We start from the raw sequence: 16,816 nt of genomic DNA, 5'->3' as shown, positions 1-16,816 counted from the left end.
TCTTTTAAAATATTTTGTACCATTGTAACGCCACACTAATGTTTGGATTGGCCGTATAAAATAAAGTATCTACCCCGCCTAGTTGTAAACCACGTTTTTGATAAAACTGACAGGCATTGAGGTTATCATCTTGAGCCTCTAGTTGAATTCCAACATAATCATTCTCTCGAGCCCATTTTTCTGCGGCTGCGAAGAGTTGTTGACCAATCCCCGCATGCCGATGGCCGGCTTTAATCGCAATGTTTTCAATATAACAAAACTTGTTCCAATTTCTAAACATCCGAATCTGGCCAACATTTTTTCCATCCAAATAAGCAAAATAAAGTTGCTTTTGAGGATCGGTTAAATAAGTTTCATCTGGTTTTTCGGAAGGAAATTTAGTTTTCTTAGCAACTGCAAAAGGTTCTTCAGTAACTGTCCATTTACCGCCCTTAAGCGTTGGAATGACACGTCCTGTTAATTCAAATGGCGTGTTTGACACATCCCAATCTGCCATATTTTCTTTGGTTAAGCCCACAATTTCAATCATTTTCAGTAACTTCCTTTTTTGCTAAGTATACCACTGACTAATTTACATTCTGGCCATAAATTGCCAAATACCCTCAATCTGTTTTACTATGAAAGTAACTTTTCCAGAGAGAAGGATTCCCATGTCTGAAGACCATACCAACGATGCTCGCTACAAACTATCTCCTTTTAAGCCGCTATCTGCTGATCAATTAAGCCTTAAAAACAAAATTCTAAAATTTATTAACCAGCATCTTAACCATTCGGACCACGCCATTTTCACAATTTACGGTGAAGCTGGGACCGGTAAAAGTGTTGTGCTAAGCCAAATTTTTAATGATATCCAAACTGCCGCTCGCAGTGATTCTACCAGCGATATCTATGCCACTAAAAACATTTTTTTAGTTAACCATCCTGAAATTTTGAAAGTTTATCAAGAAATTGCTGGTGACCAGCCTCACCTGTATAAAAAAGATTTTGATCGCCCAACCACGTTTATCAATCGTCGTCATAAAGATCATCTCATGTATGACATTGCCGTGATTGACGAGGCTCATCTCTTGTTATCACGCCCCGATCGCTATAATAATTTTGATCAACAAAATCAGCTGACAGAAATTATTCATAATAGCAGAATCGTCATTTTAGTTTTTGACGAAAATCAGGTACTCAAAACTAAAAGTTTTTGGAATCGAGAGCGTTTAGAAAAACTTGTCCAGCCTTATCCTCATGAAAGCTATGTCCTTCACAACCAATTCCGGATGCATGCAGATCCCAAATTGGTAGACTGGATTGATAGCTTTACACATGGCAAAATTGAACCCATCCCGCTTAAACGAAATGATCACTTTGATTTTCGTATCATGACTGACGCGGAAGAGATGTACCAATTAATAAAAAAACAAAATGACCGCGTCGGTTTATCGCGAATTGTGTCCACAACTGGTTATCCCTCAAAATTAGATGGTGGTAAACATTATATTGTGGAAGGAAACTTTAAACTTCCCTGGGATCAATACAACTATTCCAGCCAATCCTGGGCAGAAAAACCGACCACGATTAACGAAGTCGGCTCAATCTATACTGTTCAAGGATTTGACTTGAATTATGTGGGCGTTATCCTTGGCCCGCCAATTGAATATGTCCCTAAGACGGACGGCGTGACGGTTAACCTGGATAAAGTGACAGATAGTGAAATTTTTAAAAAAAGGGACGATTTAACCGATCCTAAGAAATTAAAAGCAATCAAAATTCGTTTGATTATGAACACCTTAAATGTCTTGTTAAAACGCGGTGTCCATGGACTATACATTTATGCAAGCCAACCTACGCTCAGAAAAAGACTCACCCAAAAGTAAAAATCATTCCTTAACAGTAATCTGTTAGGAGTGATTTTTTGCATTTATTCATTGGTAATATGAATGGCATCTTTAAATGGACCTTTCAAAAAGTCCCATAATGGTTCGGTAATGCCCAATTCATCCAAATCACTCGGCGATAGCTCATATCGAATAGATTTTTCATCATTGGCCATTACTTTTTGAACCCAATTTGGTTCACGAATTAATTCTTGACCCATTGCTGCAAATTCAAATCCGGCATCCATTACCTTTTCAACATCAGCTGGTTTGGTTAATTGCCCAACCACAATCATTGGAACTTGATGATCAACCACCTTTTGAATTTTTTCAATAATCGGTTGTGAATCCGTTGAATCGTTCAAAGAAGTTTGCTATGCCTTGTTTAAAGAAACATGAAGGTAATCAATCCCACTTTTAATCAAGCGGGGAATTAAGGTCAGTGTGTCATCAAGCCGAATTCCAGGTGTTTCAATTTCTTCTGGAGAAATGCGATATCCGACAATAAACGTCCGCGGTGCATACTGATCAGCTACTCGGCGAACTTCTTCAGCAACTGCCACTGGAAAGTTCATCCGCTGTTCCAACGAGCCACCCCACTGATCACGCCTCCGATTGGAATCTGGAGAGAAAAACTGTTGGATTAGATAGGTATTAGCACCGTGAATCTCGACACCATCAAAACCGGCTTGAATGGCCCGTTTGGTGGCTGCACCAAAATCTTTAATAATTTTTTCAACTTCATGCTCGCTTAATTTTCGTGGTGTTTCCGAATTTGCTCTTGTAGCTTTAACTGCACTCGCACTGACGGGTTGTTCACCACGTAAAATCGCAGTATTAGTCATGCGCCCAGCATCAAAAATTTGAAGAATCGCTTTTGCGCCTTGGCTCTTCATTGCAGCTGCCAACCGGGAAAGCTGTGGGATATCTCGATCTTCAGTGACTGAAAGCTCACCTTCAAATCCTTTGCCTAACTTAGAAACATTCGCACAACCAGTAATCTCCATCCCGACACCACCGGCCCGTTTACGATAGTACTCAATTTCGTCGTTCGACACAACGCCATTCTCAAAAGCACTTCGTTCAGTCATTGGTGGCATCACAATCCGGTTTTTAACGGTTGCCCCATTTGCAAAAGTATACGCATTTAAAAATTGATAATCTGACATACTTTCATCCCTTTTCGTGTATAATACTTATCCAGTATAGTTCACTACTTGGAAATCACCGCTCATTTTGACTTGATCGATTCACTAATTGCGAAGTTTTCGAACAGGGTACAAGGCAAAACTAGGCCGATATACGGTTCGTGAATCTACTAAACTATTCAGTTTCAAAATAAAAACAAGCTACCGTCTACTTCCGATAACTTGCTCACATGTTTTATTGTGCCCCTGCCAAGGAACTCAATTATACCACGCTACTTAATTTTGCCAGTAAATTTTATTTACCGAGATACCCGATGCCCATTCCGATTAGTAAAATAACCAGAACAAAGGTCGTGATCCAAACGTAAAGGTGATCTTTTTCCTTCGCAAATGCATAAATGGAAACAGCTACTCGTAAAACTGGTGTCAAAATCAGTAAGAAGAGTCCTAACATCATGATTGCAAAGGGTTTTAAGGCTAAAATTCCGGCCGTAATGGACTTCACCGTGATTGGATAAACATTTGGCGCGTAGCCTGTTTTTCCGGTAACTGCCAGTAATAAAATTCCAATCAGAATAACAGCGGCAGAAATAATAACTCCGATCCGTAAAACCTGGCCAATGATCAGTTCAATCTGATTCATTTCCTCCATTTTTTTCGTATCTTCTGCTAACTCTGTTTTTTTATTTTGTGCCATTAGATTGTCACCCCAAATCCTTTAAGGAACATTTGCAATCCAATATAAAACAAAATTGGAATGAAAATCATCCGTAAAACGCGGGCGCGCAAATGTTTCATAATCTTGGAACCGATTGCCGCGCCTACTAGGATTCCAATGGCCAAAGGTGCCGCAATTTCTGGTTGGATTGAGCCATTAAAGAAGTACACGGTTGCGCTGGCCGCCGCCGTAACCCCCATCATTAAATTACTAGTGGCACTTGATGGCTTCAAAGGCATTTTCATAATTGTGTCCATCGCAATCACTTTAAATGCACCACTACCGATCCCCAACAAACCACTAGCCAAGCCAGCGCCCAGCATCATTGTAAAACCGCCAGGCACATTTGCCACCTGGTAATCAATCCGTTTGTCGACCGCATTATCATAATAACTACCATTTAATTTTAGTTTAGTCGACAAAGAATCCGGTTGAATTTTATCAGTGGTTTCTTTGCCAGACCGCATTTTTCGATACATGTTCCATGCTGAAAATAAAAGTAACAATCCAAATAATATGTATAATACTGCGGATGGCAATAATCCCGTTAAGATCGCGCCAGCAATTGCACCAATGGTTGTCGCAATTTCCAGAAACATTGCTACTCGTAAATTCAACATATCATCTTTTAAGTAAGCAACGGTCGCTCCCGAACTAGTTGCAATAACCGAAATGATACTGGCACCAATTGCATATTTAATGTCCAGCCCCATCGCAAGTGTCAGGATTGGCGTCACAATCATCCCACCGCCAATGCCGAAAATCGCGCCAAAAATTCCAGCGGCCAATCCGACAACAATTAATAACATAATCGTATTTATCATGAGATCCTCCTCAGCTCCTATCGCCACTTTCCACTCGTAAAGCAGCTCACAACCTATGTTACTGGAAACCTCCCTAACAATCAATTAAACTCCAGCCTTTCAGCCAGAGTTTAATTGATTATTTATAATTTACGAAAATCGACTAAGCGCCCAAACTATGAATCCACCCAGGGCAAAAAGTAACCACCAGTAGCGGGCCAAAAAGTCCCATACTGACATTGGCTGCCCTGCCACAACTTCATTAAACTCTTGTTGACCTTTTCCGCGAACCAGTTGGTCCAAACTAATTTCAAATAAATTACTGAGATCGATCAAATTTTCTACACTTGGAGACTGACCACCTTGTTCCCACTGCTTAATATTCTCTTCTCCCACACCAACTCGTTTTGCCAATTCAGCTTGGGATAACTTCAAACGTTGTCGATTTTTGATAATTTCACTTTGCAGCTCCATTGTCATCACCTCTCTACTTTAATTATGATAACAATAAGCTTTTTAGTAAAGAAAGCTGCCTGTAAAAACAAAAAAAAGAATCTTGAATGCCCACAAACTAGCACACTCAAAATTCCAATTGGTTTTTAAAACTTTACAACACTAGGACTTGGTTGTTGAATCCCGCGTTCAAGGATTTCAATATCCAAGAGCGTTTCTTCATCACTGACCAACTTGGCCTTTCCATTAACGATACTGTCATACAAGGTGTCATAAATTCGGCCGTAATCTCCCTGAACAGTTGGAATTTGTTTTTCAATCCAATCACCATTTTTATTATGATACTTTACATGACCAAATTTATCAGGCGTGTCCTGACCAAAATCATCTGCATCAGGCATGATTCCCTGTTTTAAATCATTCTCTTGTTGATCAATATCATATTTCAAATAAGAACCCGTTGTTCCATGCAAAATAAATCTTGGATATGGATCAGCGACTAATGGATTAGTTTTCACCGTGACCTTCAGTTTTCCGTAGTGCAGGTCCATTTGATAATAATCATCCAACGTACTTTTTGAATTTTGAATTGCGCGAATATCATAGGCAACAGACTCTGGCTTGCCAAACAACGCCAGCATTTGATCCAACATATGAATTCCTAAACCATAAAAAGTCCCATTAATCTTGTCTCCGGTATGAACTTGGTCATCTGGACGATATTTATCCATATGAGATTCAATCTCAAGCGGTTCGCCAACATAGCCACGGTCCAGAACTTTTTTTAAGGTTAAATAATCACTATCAAAACGCCGATTCTGATAAGGCATCGCAATTAAATGCTTTTCCTTAGCCAAATCTAGTAACTGCTTGGTTTCTGCCACCGTTTTACAAAATGGTTTTTCAACAAGTACATTTTTACCACTTTCTAACACTTGTTTGGCAAAATCAAAATGCGTATCTGCTGGGGTACAAACAGTAATTAACTGAACTTCATCATCTTTTAAAACTTCATCCAAATCCGTCGTAAATTTGATTCCCATATTTTGATAAGCAGTCTCTCGTTCTGGATGACGGCGATGGTTATAGATATACTTAACCTCAATATTCTTCCGCTGTTTCAAATAAGGTAAATGATACCGATTTGCACTCTTACCAAAACCAATGATTGCCATTTTTAATGCCATGTTGTATGATCTCCTATTCATTATTAATGTATAATTTTGCTATCGCAAAATCTTATTTTCATTACGGATGTCCATCCTTCTAGGCCAAAAACCGGCCACGCGGACTGGCTCCTATTCAAATATTAATGTCTATTTTGCATCCGCAAAATCCTATTTTCATTACGGATGTCCATCCTTCTAGGCCAAAAACCGGCCACGCGGACTGGCTCCTATTCAAATATTAATGTCTATTTTGCATCCGCAAAATCCTATTTTCATACGGATGTCCATCCTGCCATGCTTCTTGCGGTCTGAACTTCGGCCACAAGAATGGTCAACGTCCGCAACATCCAAGATCATTAGCGTACTTTGCTGATGATCCTCCTTACCGTGGAGTAGTTCGCTACACCGCTAAAGCGGCTAGTCGGACTGGCTCCTATTCATTATTAATGTATAATTTTGCTAGCGCAAAATCTTATCTTCACTACGGATGTCCATCCTTCTAGGCCGATAACCGGCCACGCGGACTGGCTCCTGTTCAAATATTTATCCGCTACACATCTAGCTGAATAAACAGATTAATCATCCTTTGCCCATTAACCTAATCATAAGCGAGGTAGAAACCGCTTTCAAGTGTTAAAAAAATGAATCACTTTTAAGCCTTTCTTCTATAAAAGTTGATTCAAAAAATTTGTCGTTTCATGAATCACACGACTGCTTTCTGTCCAATGCAAAAAATGAGAATCACCAAAACAACTAATTTTAGAAAATGGGTGATCATTTTTAAATTCAGAGGTTTGATACTCAGATTGTCGTTTTGTTCGTGAAAAAATCAAAACGGGAATTTTGTTTGGAATCGAAATTTTTTTTACGCTTTGAATACTGCTTTTTAAATTTTCAGCTTCATTAACTTGAGTTTCGTTATCTAGCAACTTTTGAAAAATTTCTAATTGTTTGTTCCAATCAACACTATTCAAATTTGGATTAATCAGACTTTTTAGTTCAGATTCAGGAATTTTACCTTGTGCCCGATCTCTGGCAACCTCCTGTGCTTCTTCCTTCGTTACTCTAACCATATCATCTACGTCCATTTCGGCAACTCCCGTAACTGGTTCCACCCCAATCACGGCTTGTACATAATCTGAAAATCGTTTTATATATCCTAAAGCGTACAGGCCACCAAGACTGTGCGCAAAAATAATCACTTTATGAATCTGCTCTTTATTCACAATTGATTGAGTTTCCGCAAGAATATTGTCAATGGTTCTTTCACTACGTGTCAGATCGCTCTCCCCATATCCCAATTGGTCAATCGCTAAAATACCATATTTATCAGGTAATGCCGTAATAATATTTTTAAAACCCAGGTAACAATTTGCACCACTTGAACCTTGAAAAAATAAAACTGTCGGATAAGTTTTGGCTGCAATTTTAAAATAATAATGAATATATCCATGCCCTGTATCAATAGTTTTCATAAAGTCATCCCCTATTACTTCGATAAAGTATAGTTTACATCCTAATCAAAAATTAATAAATGCTATTTTTGCTTTCAAATGGCTACCATAAATTAAATTTAGATTAGTTTATAATTGTGTTCATATGCTTTCCGTTGTAAAATAAATTATATACGTTTGTGAGGAGACTCTAAAATGCTACATAAAATAATGGTTTTGGCACATTTTTATTTAAAAATGAATTTAAGAGAAAAAACTGTCTTTATTTATACACTAGGTTTCCCAACGGCCTACTTTATGATAAGTCAGTCTAAACTTATTTTTGCTCAGACCCACCAGTCATCAACCGATATCATAAACCTTCTTTTTGAATTCTGGGCATACATATTAATTTGTTCTATTTTAAACGGTGTCACTGACGCCATGGTATCTGGTCGTGAAAACAACCTTTTAAAAACCTTTACCTATCTCACTGGTAATAAAAAGATTTTCTTTTTTGCGCATCTTATCACCCAACTAGTCTTAACTTTAGGTGAAATTCTTTTATTCACCCTAGCAGCTATGCTCTTAATGCACAGTTTTAACTTTATTATCTTGTTAATCAGTATTTTCTATACCTCAATTGGCGTTTTCACTTTAGGAATCTTTGCAAATCTTCTTTTGTTGTTCCACATCAAGGTTCAAACTTATAACGTTTTGGCGAATGGTACGATTTTTGCAGCTTTGTTGTTAAGTGCAGTTCATCCCGGTGCACATTTCTTACATTTTTTAATTGATTTTTTCCCTTTAAATTACGCAACTGACATTTTGAATGTTATTTTGATGAGCTTTCATCAGGAAAATGTCGATCCTTTTGTTCTTTTAACAGTCCTAATTGTTACCATCAGTTATTTAAGTATCGGTTTTTTATCATTAAATCACGCTTCTATTGCCACAAACACTTCTAAATATTAATAACCGCAGTATTCACTTGGAGAAGATATATGAAAATCAATCATTTGAATTTTAGTTACGTAAAAACAGTCGCTCCTATTTTTAAAGATCTCAGTTTAAAATTTAAAACAAATCAGCTAAATGTTATTCTCGGTCCTAATGGTACTGGAAAATCTACACTACTAGATTTAATCGCTAATGTAGATAATCAACGTAATTCTTGTTTTCAACAATTCCCAGAAATCTCTCAAATTGCGTATTTAACACAACACATGTCCTTCCCTGAAGAAGCAACTGGCCAAGAAATTATTGATCTTATTTGCTCCCTAGACCAAGTCCAAATCAATTTTCAAAATGAAGAAACAAAGTCCTACTTACAAAAAATAACTCCACTTCGCCTAGGAAATATGTCAGGCGGCGAGCGTCGCTTTATAATGGACTTTTGCGTAAGTTGTTTGAACCGAAATTTATTCTTATTTGATGAACCAGATAACGCTCTTGACCCTTACGCAACAAAGTTAATTATGTTTATTTTTGAGCATTTAATTCAGCAAGGAAAACAAGTTATTTTAACGACCCATCATATTGAAAATGTTCCAAATTATAATGCTTGGATTGTTCAAATTAATCATGGTACTTGCAAATTTCAAGGTGACTTAAAAACTTTTAAACTAAAAATAAACTCTTAAAATATTTATCCTAACAAAAAACAGTAGCTAATTTGATCACTCTCATGATTAAATCGGCTACTGCTTAATTATTTTTGCTGGTCCTGAATAGTTTTATTTATCCGTCCGAATCTTTCCAAATCCATAATAAGATAAAGCTCCAAATGGTGGCACTACAAATACCAGCACACTCCAGATCAACTTATTACCATGTTTAAATTCATGACTCTTCAAGATATCTACAAAGGCAAACAGTTGAATTAATCCTCCTAAAACAACGATTGGCCAATACTGTTGTTTAAACTCATGCTTCTTTCCCATAATAATCACGCTCCCTTAATTAAATATTCACTAATTTAAATTAAGTATGCGCCACGTTGAAAACGTTTGCAATTCAAATACATTATTTTGAATACTTTTGTTGAAATGCTGCAATTTTGGCGTACTCTGGTTCAACCAACTGACTAGTTTCCAGCCAAATCTTCATGAACTCATGGTATCTTTGTGCCCGTTTTTTATTTGGTTGCCACTGTTTAGAATCAGAAACCAGTCGATGAATTTCTGTCAGATCCGAAACTAATCCTAAACTGTGCATTCCCATCACAGCCGCACCCAATGCTGACCCCTCATGATTATCTGGAACCGTTACTGGCTGATCAAAACAGTCAGTTAGAATTTGAATCCATAAATCTGCTTCAGAAAAACCACCTGTTGCTTGAATACTCTTGATCGGTCCAGCAACTTGATCAATTCGTTGAGCCACTTCACAAAGATTCAATACAATTCCTTCAAGAACCGCCCGAACCATATCTGCCTGAGTATGTTGGCGTGTCAATCCGAAAAATATTCCCCGCGCATTAGCATCCCAAATTGGTGCACGTTCACCACCTAAGTACGGTAAGAAAACCAATCCATGCGCACCAGAAACTGATTTCGCCGCCATTTGCATTAATTCTGGATAGGTTGGTTTCTTATCTCCCGAAAACCATTGATCACGAACCCAACGTAAAATAATGCCGCCATTATTAACAGGACCGCCAACTAGCCAACGCCCTTTTCCTAACACATAGCAGAATAGTTTGCCTTGCGGATCAAAGACCGGATGATCAACTACCATACGCACGGCACCACTCGTTCCAATGCTGACGGCTAGTTTTCCAGGTGTAATTGCGTCGACCCCTAGATTAGCTAAAGCCCCATCGCTACTACCAATAATAAATGGCACATCTGATTTCAGACCCAATAATTTAGCATTTGATTCGCTCAACCCAGTTAGCTGCGTTTCAGTATCTACCAGCTCTGGTAGTTGCGCTTTGGTAATTCCTGCAATCTTTAACGCTTGCTGATCCCAATCTAATGTCTGTAAATTAAGTAGACCCGTCGCTGAGGCCAATCCATAATCCATGACATAACGCCCAAACAGTCGATATAAAACATAATCCTTAATTCCAATAAATTTCGTTGCTTGGGCAAACAAATCAGGCCGTTCCTGACGAAACCACATAATTTTGGTTAAGGGTGTCATCGGATGATTTGGTGTTCCTGTCTGTCTATACAGTTCTTGGGCCATTCCGTTTTGCTGTAGTGCAGCACTGACTTTTTCTGATCGATTATCCGCCCAAGTCACAACTCTCGTTAAAGGCTGATTATTCTGATCCATTAAAATCAAACTGTGCATCGCCGCTGATAACGAAACACCAACCAATTCAAAAAAGTTTCCTGTTTATTTTTTAAAACATTACGAATTCCTTGGGTCACTGCTGAAAAAATCTGTTCCGGATCTTCTTCAGCCATCCCTAATTGATTTTGATATAACGGATACCCAATATTTTGACTGGCTAAACTTTTACCGTTTAAATCAAATAAAATTGTTTTGGTACTTGTGGTCCCAATATCAACGCCAATAATTGCTTTCATGAACTTTCTCCAATATATTTCAATATAAACCCGATCAAAGCTTATAAAACTATTTACTAACATTCGGGTATGATTTGTTTTATAATTTTAATTATAGATGTTAAATAAACGTTTTACCAAAAATATTGAAAGGTCGTTTAAATATGAAAATTGGAATTATTGGTGCTACTGGAAATACTGGTTCAAGTCTTGTTAAAGAAGCTCTGGGACGCAATCATCAGGTTACTGCTCTCGTGCGTAACGCCGACAAAGCTAAATCACTATTTGCAGATACAGTCACGATCATTGCAAAAGATGCTTTCGCTTTTAACAAACAAGATTTTGCGGGATTAGACGTCTTAATCGATGCTATTAGTTTTCCAACCCAAAAGCATCTTGCATACGATCAGTTAGATCTAGCAGCTCAACTCATTCATATGTTTCGGGAAACTGACTCACCTCGGTTAGTGTTCATTTTAGGTGCCGGCAGTCTTCGAACCGACGGTGGTTTGGAAATTGACCAATTAAGAAAAACCCCCGGTGCGGCAGCTTGGATTGATACCCCTGAAGCTCAGCATCAAGAACTCAACTTTTTACGTACCGTTTCCAACGTAAATTGGCTAGGTGTGTCACCTTCTGCAAATTACACAGTCGGCCCTAAAACAGCCTACGTCCGTGGTTCTGATGACTTATTATTTGATGATAATCATAAATCTGAAGTTTCTACTGGCACCTTTGCTGCAGCTATTTTAGATGAACTTGAGCAACCAAGCATCCATCAGGCCCGCTTTACCGTTCGCAACAAATAAGAAACCTAAAGGAGAATTCCATGCAACCCAAATCCGTTTACCTTGCTGGTCCATTTTTCAGTGAAGGTCAAAATCACCGTGTCACCACAATTAAAGGCTTACTTGAAAAGAACCAAACCGTTAATTCAGAAGCCATTTTTCTTCCTGGCAAAGATGAATACACTGCTGCAGAGGCAGGCTCCTTCGAATGGCAAATTGCTACGTTCAACGCTGACATTCGTCAAATCGACCAGGACGACGTGGTGGTTGCCATCCTAGACTATGAATTAGAAAACGACAAACATGTTCCCGATTCTGGCACTATTTGGGAATGTGGATACGCCTATGGGCAACATAAATCAGTTATCCTCGTTCGTTTCGATAAAAACGAAAAACAGGCCATTAATTTAATGTTAGCTGGGAGTTATACTGCTATTTTCAATGGTGAAACTGATATTAAAAAATTAGCGGATTACGATTTCTACAATTTGCAAAGCAAGTACGTACCGTTAGATGTTGTTTAAAATTCTCCACGAAAAAAGATCGAGATAAGTAAATTATACTTATCTCGATCTTTTTTGTTTTCAAAACTTTTTAATCAGCATACAAAGCTTCAACTTGTTTTTGAATATCTTTATGATCCATAAACTCGTCATAACTGGTTTCTGAACGATCAACAACACCTTTATCAGAAATCTCGATAATGTGATCCGCAATCGTTTGAATAACCTGACGATCATGAGAAGTTAAAATAATCGAGCCCGTGAAGTTAATGAGCCCATCATTTAACGACGTAATTGATTCCAAATCCAAATGGTTCGTTGGGTCATCCATCAACAACACGTTAGCCTTACTCAACATCATCTTGGACAACATACAACGAACTTTTTCGCCACCAGATAGTTTCGTAATTGACTTGTTAACATCCTCACCAGAGAACAACATTTTGCCCAAGAATCCTCGTAAGAATGTATTGTCACTCTCTTCTTTAGAAGCATACTGACGTAACCACTCTAAGATATCTAAACTATCATCTTCAAAATAGGCATTGATATCTCTTGGCAAATAACTCTTTGTGGCCGTTTGTCCCCAGGTCACAGTTCCAGAATCAGGTTCCATTTCACCAGCAATAATCTGCAGCAAAGTCGTTGTTGCGACATCATTACGGCTCAACAAAGCAGCTTTTTCACCGGGCTTTACAGTGAACGTAATGTTATCTAAAATCTTCACACCATCGATTGACTTGGAAAGCTTGTCCACTCGTAGCAAATCATTTCCTAATTCACGTTCTGGTGTAAAACTAATAAATGGATATTTACGCGTAGATGGCCGAATATCATCTAACGTAATCTTCTCTAATTGCTTCTTTCGGGAAGTCGCTTGTTTTGATTTCGAAGCATTCGCACTAAAACGAGCCACAAATTCTTGCAGTTCCTGGATTTTTTCCTCTTTTTTGGCGTTCGCGTTTTCTTTTAACTTAGCAGCTAATTGACTAGATTCCATCCAAAAATCATAGTTTCCTACATATAATTGAATCTTACCAAAGTCCACGTCACACATCATGGTACAAACTTCATTCAAAAAATGACGGTCATGAGAAACCACGATTACGGTGTTTTGGAAGTCACCTAAGAAGTTTTCCAACCATGTAATTGTCTGAGCATCCAAACCATTAGTAGGCTCATCCAAAACTAAGATGTCGGGAGAACCAAATAAAGCCTGGCCCAAAAGGACTTTCACTTTTTGACTTTCGGTTAACTCACTCATTTTCTGAGCTTGCATGGTTTCATCAATTCCGAGTTGTTGCAACAGTTGAGCTGCATCAGATTCAGCACTCCAACCGTCCATTTCGGCAAACTCGCCTTCCAGCTCACCGGCTCTAATTCCGTCAGCATCCGTAAAGTCAGCCTTCGCATACAGAGCATCTTTTTCTTGCATAATTTCATACAACTTTTTATGGTCCATAATGACCGTATCCAAAACTTTTTCCGTTTCAAACGCATAATGGTCCTGTTCCAGGCTTGACATTCGTTCGTTATCAGAAATGGAAATATGTCCTGACGTTGGCTGGAGTTTACCTTCCAATATCTTTAAGAAAGTTGACTTTCCGGCTCCGTTAGCACCAATAATGCCGTAGCAATTTCCAGGTGTAAACTTCAAATTAACATTTTCATAGAGCTTGCGATCTGAAAATTGCATACTCATATCGGTAACTGTTATCATTTAATTCCCTCACTCGTATTATATATTTTGAAACTTTGTTTCTTACTATTCACTACTTAGATGCTGCGTGATATTCTCTAATTGTTCATTGGATTTAGGTCCAACTGGTATAGGCTTTCTCCCCTTGTAGTTTATCTACGTTTTAAGCGTGCCGCCCAGACAATTCGAAACACCGCAAACCACAAGCTGTAGCGATTAGAGTGATTCGTGTTCACTCGCGTGACACGCAGCTGAATCACTTAATCTAGTCTACTTATATTGCGAGGATGCCCGTTAGAATTGGAATTAGGGAACATCACGCAGCACCTAAGCTTATCCAATTAATTCACAATGAAAGGAGGTCCTTATCCTATGAATTTATATTTAGGTATTGATGTTGGTAAAAATAAATTAGACTTTTGTGCTTTAGATTCGGATCAACGTTGTTGTTTTCAAGGTGAAACTACTAATGATCTCAATGGCGCCATTAAGATCAAACAGACGGTCCTAACCGAAACTCAAACGCATCATTATGAAAAAATCACAGCTGGTATGGAAGCTACTTCTGTTTATAACTTTCATCCAATGACTTTTTTGGCCGAAGATAGCGAGTTACAAGCCTTAGGCTTATCGGTAATTACCATTAATCCCTACACATCACATCACTTTAGTCAGCTCTTTAATGACGGTAAAACTGATGCAATTGATGCCAAGCAATTAGCCGATTTATTACGTGTAGAACCACTTGGAACCCCTGTTGCTCGCCAAGAAAATTATGTTGCGCTGCAACGTTTAACCCGTGAACGCTATCACTTGGTTAAACAAATGACCGATTCAAAAAATCATTTTTTGAACAACCTCTATTATCGTTGTAATACTTTAGAACGAGAGTTACCCACCTCAGTTTTTGGCTCAGCTATGATGACCCTAATTACTGATGAAGAGTTAACCTTGGACGAGGCAGCGGCGCTACCTCTTGATGAATTAGTGACACATCTTCAACAGTTAGCCCACGGTAAATTTGGTGATGCCGAAGCCGTTACTAAAGCCATTAAGAAAGCAACTCGTTCTTCTTATCGTCTATCAAAAGTCGTAACAGATTCTGTTGATGAAATCTTAGCGGTCTATGCTAATGAAATTCGGATGTTAAAAAAACAAATCCAAGTTTTGGATAAAACAATTACACAGATATCTACTCAAAACACAGATATCAATTGTTTAACTAGTGTTCCCGGTATTGGTCCAGTTTATGCGGCCGGTATTGTGGCAGAAATTGGTCAAATTGAACGTTTTCCGGATGAAAGCCATATTGCCAAGTATGCAGGTCTGGCTTGGTTACCACATGAATCAGGTACGAGTGTTCGTCAAGCTACGCCACGAACTCGTAAGGGTAATCAATATCTTCGTTATTATCTAGTTGAAGCTGCCAATTCGATAAGACGTTATGATATTACTTACCAACGCTATTACCACAAAAAATATGAAGAGGTACCCAAGTATCGTCATCGTCGAGCTATTGTCTTGACGGCACGAAAGCTTGTGAGATTGGTGGAAGTCTTGCTTAGAAACCATCAATTTTATATACCACCCAAAGTGGTATAGCCTTCGAGTTTACGATACTGAGTCCCTTCTTAACCCGCTAAATTAACTGTTTTAGTGGGCTGGGGAAGGTATACTCTCAAGAACTAATTAATAATAAAAACAAAGTTTTTTACATACTTGACTTATCACCACAAGGCTTTATCTGTGTTCAAGTTAATTCACAATCTATAAAATGTATCATAAAATAGCCCATGAAAGCAAGCTATTCGGGCTATTAGAGCAATTAAGTGCCAAGTAACCGTTTCATTTCACTCAACTACACTTTCATGCTATTCTGTAGGTACTTAAATCTATGAACGAGGTCACGTTATGCAAAAATCTGAACACGATTGTATTAAGTTGGTTCCCCTCTTTGACCACTTACCAGATGAAGATGTTGATAAAATTGAGGCCATCATCACCCACAAACACTATGCGGCCGGTGAATCACTCTTTCTTGACGGTGATGATCTGAATACCTTAATGATTGTCGCAAACGGGCAAGTTAAAGTCTCAAAAATTGCTGCAAATGGACGCGAACAACTTCTCTACCTCTTACAAACTGGTGATTTCGATGGCGAAGGCGCCCTTTTCCAGGACAAAACGCACACTTCTTCTGCGGTGGCTTTAATTCCCACAGCAGTTTGCCAAATTAGTCGGAAAAATTTTCAAAAATTATTGTCACAATCTCCAAGTATCAGCATGAATCTGATTAATGAATTCGGTCAGCGTATCTCGTCCCTCGAGAAAAGAACGACCGAAGCCGCGACAGAAAGTGTCGAAGCACGGATTGGTAGCTATTTAGTTGAAACTGGAGCTAGTCTCGATAAAGATACTTTTAAACTGCCCATCAAAAAAAAGGACCTCGCAATTTATCTCGGCACTACTCCCGAAACAGTTAGTCGAAAACTAACCGATTTTGAAAGTAAGGGCTGGATCTCACAAGGTCCTCAAAAACAAATTAAATTATTGGATAAGGATGCATTGGTCTTACTAGACTAAACGTGCTTAAAAAGACAACTTCCTCCGCTTAGCTACAATGACCAAACGATTCCAAGTGCGAATCTTTCGGTCATTTAGGCTGCCATGAGAACTTGTTGCTTTAGCAACTTTAGTTCTTTGGACAACGGCAGTATGC

At 38.5% G+C, this 16,816-nt stretch carries 15 protein-coding genes and 2 pseudogenes; 7 read left to right on the top strand and 10 right to left on the bottom strand.

Annotated elements, in window-relative coordinates:
* Window positions 1-4: 4 nt before the first annotated feature.
* Window positions 5-529 carry a GNAT family N-acetyltransferase gene (locus tag ADU73_RS06065; protein ID WP_046871159.1) on the bottom strand — a complete coding sequence of 175 codons (525 nt, stop codon included), beginning with the start codon at window positions 527-529 and terminating at the stop codon, window positions 5-7.
* Between the two features lie 121 nt (window positions 530-650).
* On the opposite strand from ADU73_RS06065, the gene ADU73_RS06060 reads away from it, so the two are divergent.
* Window positions 651-1,865 (top strand): DUF2075 domain-containing protein, encoded by a 1,215-nt coding sequence (locus tag ADU73_RS06060; RefSeq protein WP_046871160.1) that lies wholly within the window; start codon window positions 651-653, stop codon window positions 1,863-1,865.
* 44 nt (window positions 1,866-1,909) lie between these two features.
* On the opposite strand, the pseudogene ADU73_RS06055 reads toward ADU73_RS06060, so the two are convergent.
* The 6 genes and pseudogenes from ADU73_RS06055 to ADU73_RS06030 form a co-directional block, all read right to left on the bottom strand.
* Window positions 1,910-3,034 (bottom strand): annotated as a pseudogene (locus ADU73_RS06055) (NADH-dependent flavin oxidoreductase).
* A 274-nt stretch (window positions 3,035-3,308) separates the two neighbouring features.
* Window positions 3,309-3,710 carry a DUF1634 domain-containing protein gene (locus tag ADU73_RS06050; RefSeq protein WP_062903910.1) on the bottom strand — a complete coding sequence of 134 codons (402 nt, stop codon included), beginning with the start codon at window positions 3,708-3,710 and terminating at the stop codon, window positions 3,309-3,311.
* Entirely contained in the window at window positions 3,710-4,555 is an 846-nt protein-coding gene (locus ADU73_RS06045; RefSeq protein ID WP_046871162.1) for a sulfite exporter TauE/SafE family protein, read from the bottom strand. Before ADU73_RS06045 ends, ADU73_RS06050 begins: the two co-directional genes overlap by 1 nt.
* A gap of 129 nt (window positions 4,556-4,684) precedes the next feature.
* Window positions 4,685-5,008 (bottom strand): helix-turn-helix domain-containing protein, encoded by a 324-nt coding sequence (locus tag ADU73_RS06040; RefSeq protein ID WP_052694478.1) that lies wholly within the window; start codon window positions 5,006-5,008, stop codon window positions 4,685-4,687.
* A 125-nt stretch (window positions 5,009-5,133) separates the two neighbouring features.
* Window positions 5,134-6,174 (bottom strand): oxidoreductase, encoded by a 1,041-nt coding sequence (locus ADU73_RS06035; RefSeq protein WP_046871164.1) that lies wholly within the window; start codon window positions 6,172-6,174, stop codon window positions 5,134-5,136.
* A gap of 647 nt (window positions 6,175-6,821) precedes the next feature.
* Complete coding sequence (locus ADU73_RS06030) at window positions 6,822-7,631, bottom strand: alpha/beta fold hydrolase (RefSeq protein WP_046871165.1); 810 nt, start codon at window positions 7,629-7,631, stop codon at window positions 6,822-6,824.
* A gap of 174 nt (window positions 7,632-7,805) precedes the next feature.
* Here ADU73_RS06030 and ADU73_RS06025 point away from each other — a divergent pair, with 174 nt between their 5' ends.
* The gene (locus tag ADU73_RS06025; RefSeq protein ID WP_062913286.1) at window positions 7,806-8,564 is read left to right on the top strand and encodes a hypothetical protein; all 759 of its coding nucleotides are present in this window, start codon (window positions 7,806-7,808) and stop codon (window positions 8,562-8,564) included.
* A 29-nt stretch (window positions 8,565-8,593) separates the two neighbouring features.
* Window positions 8,594-9,232 (top strand): AAA family ATPase, encoded by a 639-nt coding sequence (locus tag ADU73_RS06020; RefSeq protein WP_046871167.1) that lies wholly within the window; start codon window positions 8,594-8,596, stop codon window positions 9,230-9,232.
* Window positions 9,233-9,325: 93 nt separating this feature from the next.
* Here the strand turns inward: ADU73_RS06020 and ADU73_RS06015 are convergent, their stop codons facing one another.
* Together ADU73_RS06015 and ADU73_RS06010 are read right to left on the bottom strand one after the other, a co-directional pair.
* On the bottom strand, window positions 9,326-9,532 hold the full coding sequence (locus tag ADU73_RS06015) for a PLD nuclease N-terminal domain-containing protein (protein ID WP_046871168.1): 207 nt from the start codon (window positions 9,530-9,532) through the stop codon (window positions 9,326-9,328).
* 82 nt (window positions 9,533-9,614) lie between these two features.
* A pseudogene (locus ADU73_RS06010) lies at window positions 9,615-11,128 on the bottom strand (gluconokinase).
* A 143-nt stretch (window positions 11,129-11,271) separates the two neighbouring features.
* Between ADU73_RS06010 and ADU73_RS06005 the strand changes: the two are divergent.
* Together ADU73_RS06005 and ADU73_RS06000 are read left to right on the top strand one after the other, a co-directional pair.
* Window positions 11,272-11,916, top strand: coding sequence for an NAD(P)-dependent oxidoreductase (locus ADU73_RS06005; protein ID WP_046871169.1), 645 nt, complete (start codon window positions 11,272-11,274; stop codon window positions 11,914-11,916).
* Between the two features lie 20 nt (window positions 11,917-11,936).
* A complete protein-coding gene (locus tag ADU73_RS06000) occupies window positions 11,937-12,419 on the top strand; it encodes a nucleoside 2-deoxyribosyltransferase (RefSeq protein WP_062913285.1) in 483 nt (160 codons plus the stop codon).
* A gap of 70 nt (window positions 12,420-12,489) precedes the next feature.
* On the opposite strand, the gene ADU73_RS05995 is transcribed toward ADU73_RS06000, so the two are convergent.
* The gene (locus tag ADU73_RS05995) at window positions 12,490-14,118 is read right to left on the bottom strand and encodes an ABC-F family ATP-binding cassette domain-containing protein (RefSeq protein ID WP_062913284.1); all 1,629 of its coding nucleotides are present in this window, start codon (window positions 14,116-14,118) and stop codon (window positions 12,490-12,492) included.
* Between the two features lie 351 nt (window positions 14,119-14,469).
* Between ADU73_RS05995 and ADU73_RS05990 the strand changes: the two genes are divergently transcribed.
* Both ADU73_RS05990 and ADU73_RS05985 read left to right on the top strand, forming a co-directional pair.
* Window positions 14,470-15,699, top strand: a complete 1,230-nt coding sequence (locus ADU73_RS05990) for an IS110 family RNA-guided transposase (RefSeq protein WP_062913283.1) — start codon at window positions 14,470-14,472, stop codon at window positions 15,697-15,699.
* Between the two features lie 309 nt (window positions 15,700-16,008).
* Complete coding sequence (locus ADU73_RS05985) at window positions 16,009-16,680, top strand: Crp/Fnr family transcriptional regulator (protein ID WP_062913282.1); 672 nt, start codon at window positions 16,009-16,011, stop codon at window positions 16,678-16,680.
* Window positions 16,681-16,816 lie beyond the last annotated feature (136 nt).

Source organism: Pediococcus damnosus, assembly GCF_001611155.1.
GTDB classification, from domain to species: domain Bacteria; phylum Bacillota; class Bacilli; order Lactobacillales; family Lactobacillaceae; genus Pediococcus; species Pediococcus damnosus.
The sequence above is the reverse complement of the archived record's forward strand: the minus strand, read 5'-3'. Positions and strand labels throughout refer to the sequence as shown.

Bases quoted from the DNA above. Each gene is read 5' to 3' on its own strand.
- ADU73_RS06020 (WP_046871167.1), top strand. From the start codon at position 8,594: ATGAAAATCAATCATTTGAATTTTAGTTACGTAAAAACAGTCGCTCCT.
- ADU73_RS06045 (WP_046871162.1), bottom strand. From the start codon at position 4,555: ATGATAAATACGATTATGTTATTAATTGTTGTCGGATTGGCCGCTGGA.
- ADU73_RS05990 (WP_062913283.1), top strand. From the start codon at position 14,470: ATGAATTTATATTTAGGTATTGATGTTGGTAAAAATAAATTAGACTTT.
- ADU73_RS05985 (WP_062913282.1), top strand. From the start codon at position 16,009: ATGCAAAAATCTGAACACGATTGTATTAAGTTGGTTCCCCTCTTTGAC.
- ADU73_RS06030 (WP_046871165.1), bottom strand. From the start codon at position 7,631: ATGAAAACTATTGATACAGGGCATGGATATATTCATTATTATTTTAAA.
- ADU73_RS05995 (WP_062913284.1), bottom strand. From the start codon at position 14,118: ATGATAACAGTTACCGATATGAGTATGCAATTTTCAGATCGCAAGCTC.
- ADU73_RS06040 (WP_052694478.1), bottom strand. From the start codon at position 5,008: ATGGAGCTGCAAAGTGAAATTATCAAAAATCGACAACGTTTGAAGTTA.
- ADU73_RS06015 (WP_046871168.1), bottom strand. From the start codon at position 9,532: ATGGGAAAGAAGCATGAGTTTAAACAACAGTATTGGCCAATCGTTGTT.
- ADU73_RS06005 (WP_046871169.1), top strand. From the start codon at position 11,272: ATGAAAATTGGAATTATTGGTGCTACTGGAAATACTGGTTCAAGTCTT.
- ADU73_RS06065 (WP_046871159.1), bottom strand. From the start codon at position 529: ATGATTGAAATTGTGGGCTTAACCAAAGAAAATATGGCAGATTGGGAT.
- ADU73_RS06000 (WP_062913285.1), top strand. From the start codon at position 11,937: ATGCAACCCAAATCCGTTTACCTTGCTGGTCCATTTTTCAGTGAAGGT.
- ADU73_RS06025 (WP_062913286.1), top strand. From the start codon at position 7,806: ATGCTACATAAAATAATGGTTTTGGCACATTTTTATTTAAAAATGAAT.
- ADU73_RS06035 (WP_046871164.1), bottom strand. From the start codon at position 6,174: ATGGCATTAAAAATGGCAATCATTGGTTTTGGTAAGAGTGCAAATCGG.
- ADU73_RS06050 (WP_062903910.1), bottom strand. From the start codon at position 3,710: ATGGCACAAAATAAAAAAACAGAGTTAGCAGAAGATACGAAAAAAATG.
- ADU73_RS06060 (WP_046871160.1), top strand. From the start codon at position 651: ATGTCTGAAGACCATACCAACGATGCTCGCTACAAACTATCTCCTTTT.